Origin of the sequence: Actinomadura montaniterrae, from assembly GCF_008923365.1 — a bacterium.
Taxonomy (GTDB): domain Bacteria; phylum Actinomycetota; class Actinomycetes; order Streptosporangiales; family Streptosporangiaceae; genus Spirillospora; species Spirillospora montaniterrae.
On record NZ_WBMR01000312.1, the window covers coordinates 1 to 8,453 of the forward strand.

Consider the following 8,453-nt stretch of genomic DNA (forward strand, 5'->3'; position numbering starts at 1 on the left):
CCACCGCCGCCCTCGCCCAGCTCCTCCCCAAACCGCCCCGCCCATGACCCACCCGCACCCCCACCCGCCCCGGCACCCACCCGCCGGGGCGCCCGCATGCCCGAGGGCGCCGGGTCACAGCGAGGCGATGATGACGATGACGATGATCCCGGCGATGAAGAGGACCTGGTTGATGAGGATGCGGCCGGCGAGTCCGCGCGGCGCGTTCGGGCCGTCCGCCAGGTCGAAGATGAGCAGGGGCCGTCCGAGGGTGCACACGATCAGCCAGGCGAGCGTGATCGCCGGGACCATCGCGGCCTTCTCTCCCGAGAGGCCCATCTTCCCGTGGGCCACGGCCAGCCATCCCAAGGCGACGGCGACCCAGATCAGGCCGCACGCGAGGGAAGCCCCGTAGCCCAGCCACTTCCCCTCGCGCAGCGCCAGCAGTTCGATGAGACCGAGCTCGGAGAACATCACCCAGAGCGCCATGTCCTGCTCCCCTAGTGCGCCAGGCCCGCTGGGGCCCTGTTCACCGCCGCGTTCGCGCGGTGGCGTCAGTCGGTGGGGTCGTTGTAGTGGGCGTCGTGTTGTTGGCGGGGGGAGCAGACGGAGGCGGACGGGCAGGAGCAGCGGCGGGAGCCGACCTTCACCGTGATGCGGTCGCCCGGCACGTTGTAGCCGATGACCTGGCCGTCGCCCTCGGGGGTGGAGACCTTCGCGCCGAGGCGCGGCGCCTTCTCCTTGAACTCGGTGTAGAGCGGGTGCTCGTACTTGAGGCAGCACATGAGGCGGCCGCAGGCGCCGGCGATGCGCAGGGGGTTGACGGGGAGGTCCTGCTCCTTCGCCATGCGGACGGAGACGGGCTCGAAGTCCTTGAGGAAGGTGGCGCAGCACAGGTCGCGGCCGCAGGGGCCGATGCCGCCCTGGAGGCGGGCCTCGTCGCGGGGGCCGACCTGGCGGAGCTCCACGCGGGCCTTGATGTTGCGGGCGAGGTCGCGGACCAGGGCGCGGAAGTCGACCCGGTGCGGCGCCGTGAAGTAGATCTTGAAGACGTTGTCGGTGTCGAGGTAGTCGACGCCGATGACCTTCATGGGGAGCTCGTGCTTGCGGATGAGGCGCTTGGCGATCGAGCGGCCCTCGGCGCGGCGGCGGCGGTTCGCGTCGTCGCGGGCGAGGTGCTCGTCGGTCGCGGGGCCCGCGCACTCGGGCAGGCCGCCGATGTCGTCGGAGACCCACTGCGGCGCCCACACGCACTCGGCGACCTCGGGGCCCGCGTCGGTCGGGACGAGGACCTTGTCGCCGACCTTCGGGGTGTGCGGGCCCGGGTCCAGGTAGTAGAGCCGGCCGTACCGGGTGAAGCTGACGGCCATCACCATGCCCATGGTTTCGCTCCGTTCGCCCGGTTTCGTGCGTCCACTGTACGGCGGACCCGGGCGAAGATCACCAGGCGGCGTCGGCGAGATCCGTCCCGGGGAGCGTGCCGGCGCCCTCGGCGTAGAGGCGGCCGTCGCTGCCGGCGATCAGCAGCCTGCCCTTCTCGCCCGCGTCGAGGCCGGTGATCCGGCCGCTCAGCCGCTGCTTCCAGACGGTCCTGGTCGGCGCGCCGGTGGCCGCCGAGTACGCCTGGACGGACGCGACGGAGTGCGAGACGACGCCCGCGACGACGGATTTCCCGTCGCGGGTGACGACCGCGCTGGTCGTGCCCTTGGGCAGGGCGGTGACGGCCTTGCTGGCCTTGAGGTCGCCCGCGGCGCCGCTGGTGTCCAGCGTGCGGAATTCGTGGCGGACCTCGGTGTACGTGCCGCGCGCGCGCCGGACGGGGTTCCAGACGAACGCGAGGGTGTCACCGGCCCAGGAGAGGCTGCTGACGCGGGCGGAGTAGCGGGTCGTCCACGTCTTGCGGGCGCCGGTACGGGCCGAGACGACGTCGACGCGCGCGCGGGCGCCCTTGTAGGTGACGTAGGCGATGCGGTCGCCGTCGGCGGACACCGCCAGGTCCGACCATGCCGTGGAGACGCCGGGGATCGTCGCGGCGGGGATCTCGGTGAGGGACTCGGGACGCCCGCCGGCGGCGAGCTTGAGCCGCTGGAACGTGACCTTCCGGGCGCCGTAGGACGCGACGACGTAGGCGTCGCCGTCGCCCGCGACGCGGTGGAACCGGCGTCCGTCCGGGGCGGCGACGGGCAGGCCGAGGGCGGCTCCGGTGCGGGCGTCGCGGACGGTCAGCGCGGTGCCCGTGCGGGTGACGCCGACGACGGCGCGCGGGCCGGCCGGCGTGGTGTCGGCGGCGGCCGCCTCCGCGTCGTGCTTCTTGTTCGCCTCGCGCTGGTGCCGGTGGACCAGGTCGACGCTGCCGCCGGCGAACAGCGCCGCGGCCGCGGCGACGCCGACCGGCAGGGCGGTCCGCCACACCTCCCGGAACCGGATCCCGGTCCTGCCTTCGCCGTTCCCGCCGTCCATGGGGTCGGTCCGCACCGCCTCTCCACTGCTCGCCTTTGATATACCGCGCGGCATCCGCCGGGACGGGCGGAGTTACCACTTCGAGTCCGAGCCGGGCGCCGCGAGGCGGAACGACCCTAGTGGATGGGCGGGCCCGGCCGTGAGGTCAGCCCAGCGCCGACCGCGCCGCCTCCACCGCCGAGTCGCGGTACGAGCCGCCGAACAGCGCCACGTGGACGAGCAGCGGGTGCAACTGGTGCAGCGGGACGCGGTCGCGCCAGCCCTCGGCGAGCGGCGCCGACTCGTCGTAGGCGGCGAGGATCCGGTCCAGGTACGGCGTCCCGAACAGCGCCATCATCGCCAGGTCCGTCTCCCGGTGGCCGCCGTGCGCCGCCGGGTCGATCAGCACCGCCCGGCCGTCCGTCCACTGGACGTTCCCCGACCACAGGTCGCCGTGGATGCGGCTCGGCGGCTCCGGCGGCCCGGCGAGGTCCTCGATGCCGGCGATGACCCGTTCGACGAGCCGGACGTCGTCCGGCGACAGGTGCCGCTCGGCGCGGCGCAGGAACGGTTCGAGGCGGCGCTCGGCGTACCAGCGGGGCCAGCCGCGGTCGTCGAGGGTGTTGTCGAGCGGCAGGTCGGCGATGAACCCGTCCCAGGGCGCGCCGTAGACGTCAGGGCGGGCGCGGGTGTGCAGGGCGGCCAGCTCGCGCCCGAACCGCTCGGCGGCGTCCCGGGTGGGCGAGGCGGACGGCAGCCACGGCAGCACGAGCATGCGGTCGTCCGCCGCGAGGACGTCCGGGACGGGCGTGCCGGGCCCCGCCTCCCCCAGCCAGCGCAGGCCGGCCGCCTCCGCCGCGAACACGCCCGCCTGGTCGGGGGCGGCCTTCACGAACACCTCGCGCCCGCCGGCGAGCGACGCGCGGTGCAGCGTCCACGCGTGGCTGGAGCCGAGCCCGGCGACCGACTCCACCGGGCTCCCCAGCAGCCGCTCCACGCGCTCCCGCACACCGGGCGTGGCAGGCATGTCAGGCGGCTTTCAGCCCGGCCCGGATCTCCTCCAGCAGGCCCGGGATCGCCGCCTCCACCTGCTCCAGCACCAGGTCGAAGTCGGCGCGGCCGCCGTAGTACGGGTCGGGGACGTCCAGGTCGACGCCCGCCTCCGGGTCGAACTCGCGCAGCAGCCGGATCCGCGCCCGCGCCTCGTCGTCCGGCGCCATCGACCGCAGCGCCCGCCGGTGCCCCTCGTCCAGCGCCAGGATCAGGTCGTAGCGGTCGAACCAGCTGTCCTCGAACTGGCGGGCGACGTGCGCCGACCGGTACCCGGCCCGGTCCAGCGCCGCGATCGTCCGCTCGTCCGCGCCGTCGCCCACATGCCAGTTGCCGGTGCCGGAACTGTCGACCTCGACGTCCAGGCCCTCCTCCTCGACATGGTGGCGCAGGATCGCCTCCGCCATCGGCGAGCGGCAGATGTTCCCCGTGCAGACGAAAGTGACTCGGTACGGCATGGCCCCATCATGCCCAATGAGCGCGGCCCCCGGCCGGGAGGGACCGGGGGCCGCGTGCCTGGAGGCGGTTACCGCTGGACGGCGTGGAGCGCGTCCACGATGCCGTTGCCGAAGAACCCGTTCTGCTCCTTGGAGCCTTCACAGGTCTGCGTGGAGGTGTGCTTCACCCACTTGCCGTCGACCTGCGTGTACCAGGTGTACTCGACGGTGCTCGGGCTCGGGCACGCCTTGGGCGTGGCGCTGCCGCGCAGCTTCCACTCGACGAAGTCCGGGTCGAGGGTGAGGCCGCCGGTGCCGCGGTCGCGGTGCCCGTACTTGCTGATGATGAGAGCGGCGACGCCCACCGCGTGCGGGGACGCCATCGACGTGCCCTGCAGCGACTGGTAGTAGGCGCACGTCTTGCCCTTGCAGCTGCGGATCACGTACGACACCTTCGGCGTGCCGTCCGCGTTCAGCTCGCCGCGCTCCTTGGCGAGGCGCTCGGGGTAGGCGGCCCAGATGCCGCCGCGGTCGTCCGGCCGCTGGTCGGCGTTGTCGACCTTGTCGCCGCCGGGCGCGGCCACCGCCACGTACCCGTTGCCGAAGCTGCTGTAGTACGACTTGCGGGTGCTCGGCCCGGTCGCCGAGATCGCGATGACGTGCTTCCCCTCGGACGGCATCGACTGGCAGCTCGCCGGGATCGTCCGCTCGTACGGCTTCTCGCCCGGGTAGGACGGGAAGTCGGGGCTCGTGTCGTCGATGTTGGTCTTGGTGTAGTCGACGAAGTCGTTGCCCGCCGCCGAGATCAGCGTGACGCCGTGCCGGTGCGCGAAGTCCAGCGCCCGCTGCGTCGCCTCGATGATGGTGCGCTGCTCGAGCTGGTCCTCCGGCTTGTCCGCCGGGTTGTTCGCGCAGTTCCACAGCCACGGGTCGATGTAGTACGACATGTTCACGACGTCGATGCCGTGCTTCGCCGCGTAGGTGAGGCCGTCGACGGTCGGCTGCAGGTAGAACTGCCCCGAGTCCTGGCCGACGCGCAGATTCACCAGCGTCACGTTCGGCGCGACGCCCGCCGTTCCGAGGCCGTTCCGCGGGGAGGCGATCTCGGACGCGACGTGCGTTCCGTGGTCGTTGTCGTCCCAGTCGACGGGGTCCACGCAGGATTTGAATTCGCACGGGCCGTCGAGCACGTTGCCGTCGGCGTCGGTCGGAATGTCGTGCGTGAAGTTCCGGCTGAGCTTGCGGTCGAAGTTCGGCTTGATGTCGGGGTGGTTCCCGTCCACGCCGGTGTCGAGGATGCCGACGAGGACCTTCTTCGAGCCGGGCTCCGCCTTGTACGACCCGTTCGCCGTCGCGTGAATCTGCTTCATGTCCCACTGCAGGTCGGCGAGGGGTTCGGTGTCCTTGGACGGCTTGCCCTTCACCGCAACCGGGCCCTGCGCGCCGACGGTCTTCTCGACCTTCGCGGCGGCCTTCTTCTCCTTCGGGGCCTCGCCGATGACCCGGTTGTGCGCGGCGCCGTCGAGGGCGCCCTGCCGCGTCACCGCCTGGACGAACGCCGGGTTCGCGGACCGGACGGTCGCGACGCCCACATCGGTGTTCTCCTGGACGATCGAACCGCCGGCCGCCTTCACCGCGTCGTGGGCCTTGCCGAGGGAGACGCCGTCCTTGTAGAGGACGACGTACTCCGACGCCTCGCCTTTCGCCCGCGGTTGGGCCGGTGCCGCGGACGCTGGAATCGCGAGCGCCGCCGTGGTGACGACGGCGCACGCGGCGGAAATCAAGGCTCGCCGCAAAGCAGACCTCCTGGCCATGGGGGGAGCTCGCCCTTTCTCGGCGTGCTATGGCCAGCAGACGGTACGGGTGCGTCTGTTGAGAGACGCGTACGGAGTTGTAACAAAAAGGGACGACTTGTGTTAATCCCAGACGAGCCGTCGAATAGCGCCACTCATCCGGCGCTCAGCGGCTACTCGGTGCGAGCGCTCAGCCAGTGCGCAGCGGCGCCCATGCGCGAGCGCTCAGCCGGTGCGCAGCGCGAGCGTGAGCGCCTCGAACGCCAGCTGCGGGTTCACGTTGGCCGCGACCCGCTCCCGGCACTCCATGATCGCGTCGAGGCGGCGCAGGGTGTCCTCCGGACGGCCCGCCGACGCCGCCGTCCGCAGCTCCGGCGCCAGCTCGATGTTGACCAGGTCGGCGCCCGCGCCGAGCTGGAGCGTCAGCACGTCCCGGTAATAGGACGCGAGGTCGAGCAGCGTCCGGTCCAGCGCGTCGCGCATCACCCGCGTCGCCCGCGACTTCTGCCGGCCCTCCAGCTCCTTCAGGGCGCCCGCCGTCCCGCGCGGCATCCGGCCCTTCTCGCTCTCCCCCAGCGCCTTGCGCAGCGCCGACGTCTCGGTCTCGTTCAGCTCGACCGTCTGCGCGTCGCGCTCGGCCTCCGCCGCCTTCACCAGGACCTCCGCCGCCGCGACGGCCGGGCTCACCCCGGTCAGCCGGCGCGGGATCGCCACCACCCCGTCGCGCACCCGGCGCATCCGCGGGTCCGTCGCGAGCAGCCGCGCCCGGCTGATGTGCCCCTGCGCGGCCCGCGCGACGATCTCCGCGGTGTCCCGGTCGACGCCGTCGCGCAGGACGAGCATGTCCGCGACCGCCGCGATCGGCGGGGTCTGCAACGTCACCTGCCGGCACCGCGACCGGATCGTCACGAGCAGGTCCTCCGCCGACGGCGTGCACAGCAGCCACACCGTCCGCGGCGGCGGCTCCTCGATCGCCTTCAGCAGCGCGTTCGCCGCGCCCTCGGTGGCGCGGTCGGCGTCCTCGAACAGCACGATCTGCCAGCCGCCCCCGCTCGGCGACGACGACGCCCGCAGCACCAGCGCGCGGGCGTCCTTGATCCCGAACGACAGCCCCTGCGGGCGGACGACCTCGACGTCCGCGTGCGTCCCCTGCAGGACCTGGTGGCAGGACGCGCAGTGCCCGCACCCGCGCGGCGTCTCGGTGCACTGCAGCGCCGCCGCGAACGCCCGCGCGGCGGTCACCCGCCCGGACCCGGGCGGCCCGGTGAACAGCCAGGCGTGCGCCATGCCGCCGCCCGTCCCCGCGGCCGCCGACGACAGCTGCTCGACGACCGGCGCCTGCCCCACCAGGTCATCCCACACGCTCATGGAACAAGGCTAAGGGCTGCGCGCCCTCCGCCGGGACGCGTCGCCCGCGCCCGGACCGGCGCCGCACGCGCGGACGCGCCGCTAGACGTCGGTGATGGCCGGGAAGGTGCTCGTCGCGTCCTCGGTGCCGGCCGGGATCGGGTCCGGGAGGATCTCGCGGATGCGGTACTGGATCTCGCGGCTCAGCTCGGCCTGCGGGCGGCTCGCGTCCAGCACCAGGTAGCGGTCGGGGTCGGCCTCGGCGAGCGCGCGGAACCCGGCCTGGACGCGCTCGTGGAACTCCTGCGGCTCGGACTCGATGCGGTCGGCGGGCGCCGACAGCCGGCGCAGCCCGTCCGCCGGCGGGACCTCCAGCAGGACGGTCAGGTCGGGCAGCAGGCCGCCGGTCGCCCACGCGTTGACGCGGGCGATGTCGCCGACCGGCTGCCGCCGCCCGTACCCCTGGTAGGCCAGCGACGAGTCCACGTAGCGGTCGCTCACCACGATCGCGCCGCGCTCCAGCGCGGGCCGGATCACGTTGGCGACGTGGTCGGCGCGGTCCGCCGCGTACAGCAGGCTCTCGGCCCGGTCGGACAGCCCGGTGGTGTCCCGGTCCAGCAGCATCGCGCGCAGCCGCATGCCGATCTTCGTGGCGCCCGGCTCGTGCGTGGTGATCACGTCGTAGCCGTGGTCGCGCAGCCAGATCGCGGCGAGCCGCGCCTGGGTGGTCTTGCCGGCGCCCTCGCCGCCCTCGAACGCGATGAACACGCCGCGCTCGCGGTGGACCGGCTCCGGCTCGGCGACCTGCGACGGCGGGACGTACACCTCGCCGCGCAGCGCGGCCCGCAGGTCCGCGACGAGCGGGATGCCGCGCCGGTCGTCCAGCCGCCGGTAGGCGACGGCCCCGGCGATCAGGGCGAGGACGGCGGCGATCAGCAGCGCGGCCATCGAGCCGTCGAGGTCGTAGCCGTCGCCGACGTCGAGCCGGTGCGAGCCGAGCGCGCCCGCGACCGCCGGGACGGCCGCGACCGCGACCAGCACGGCGACGAGCGCGATCGACCGCAGGAACGCGCGCGGACGCTCGCCGCCCGCCTCGTCGCCGGGGTCGCGGACGGCGGCGGTCGCGGTGGACCAGGCGGCCCCGGCGGCGACGCCGAGGAACGCCGTCACGAACGCCACGACGACGAGGTTCCGCACGAGCGCGGCCACGACCAGCAGCAGCGCGGCGGCGATCACCGCGAGCCCGAGAAGCCGGCGGCGGCTGAACGGGCCGAGGACGCGCGGGCCGAGGAACAGCCCGCAGGCGAGCCCGGCGGCCAGCCCGGTGAGGACGGCGCCGTAGCCCGCGTCCCCGCCGCCGAGCTCGCCGGTGTGCACCCGCGCGACGGCGGCGATCGCGCCCGCGGCG

Annotated in this window: 8 protein-coding genes; all 8 read right to left on the bottom strand. The window is 73.7% G+C overall.

Annotation, left to right across the window (positions count from 1 at the left end; all coding sequences use genetic code 11):
- Nucleotides 1–114: 114 nt before the first annotated feature.
- Complete coding sequence (locus tag F9B16_RS46595) at nt 115–468, bottom strand: hypothetical protein (RefSeq protein ID WP_151546694.1); 354 nt, start codon at nt 466–468, stop codon at nt 115–117.
- A 65-nt stretch (nt 469–533) separates the two neighbouring features.
- Nucleotides 534–1,361 carry a PSP1 domain-containing protein gene (locus F9B16_RS46600; RefSeq protein WP_225992564.1) on the bottom strand — a complete coding sequence of 276 codons (828 nt, stop codon included), beginning with the start codon at nt 1,359–1,361 and terminating at the stop codon, nt 534–536.
- Between the two features lie 58 nt (nt 1,362–1,419).
- Nucleotides 1,420–2,454 (bottom strand): hypothetical protein, encoded by a 1,035-nt coding sequence (locus F9B16_RS46605; RefSeq protein WP_225992565.1) that lies wholly within the window; start codon nt 2,452–2,454, stop codon nt 1,420–1,422.
- Between the two features lie 130 nt (nt 2,455–2,584).
- Entirely contained in the window at nt 2,585–3,445 is an 861-nt protein-coding gene (locus F9B16_RS46610; RefSeq protein WP_151546695.1) for a fructosamine kinase family protein, read from the bottom strand.
- 1 nt (nt 3,446) lies between these two features.
- Entirely contained in the window at nt 3,447–3,926 is a 480-nt protein-coding gene (locus tag F9B16_RS46615; protein ID WP_151546696.1) for a low molecular weight protein-tyrosine-phosphatase, read from the bottom strand.
- A 68-nt stretch (nt 3,927–3,994) separates the two neighbouring features.
- A complete protein-coding gene (locus F9B16_RS46620; RefSeq protein WP_151546697.1) occupies nt 3,995–5,701 on the bottom strand; it encodes a S8 family peptidase in 1,707 nt (568 codons plus the stop codon).
- 222 nt (nt 5,702–5,923) lie between these two features.
- On the bottom strand, nt 5,924–7,066 hold the full coding sequence (locus F9B16_RS46625; protein WP_151546698.1) for a DNA polymerase III subunit delta': 1,143 nt from the start codon (nt 7,064–7,066) through the stop codon (nt 5,924–5,926).
- Nucleotides 7,067–7,147: 81 nt separating this feature from the next.
- The coding region (gene tmk / locus F9B16_RS46630) for a dTMP kinase (RefSeq protein ID WP_151546699.1) at nt 7,148–8,453 on the bottom strand (1,306 nt) is incomplete at its 5' end.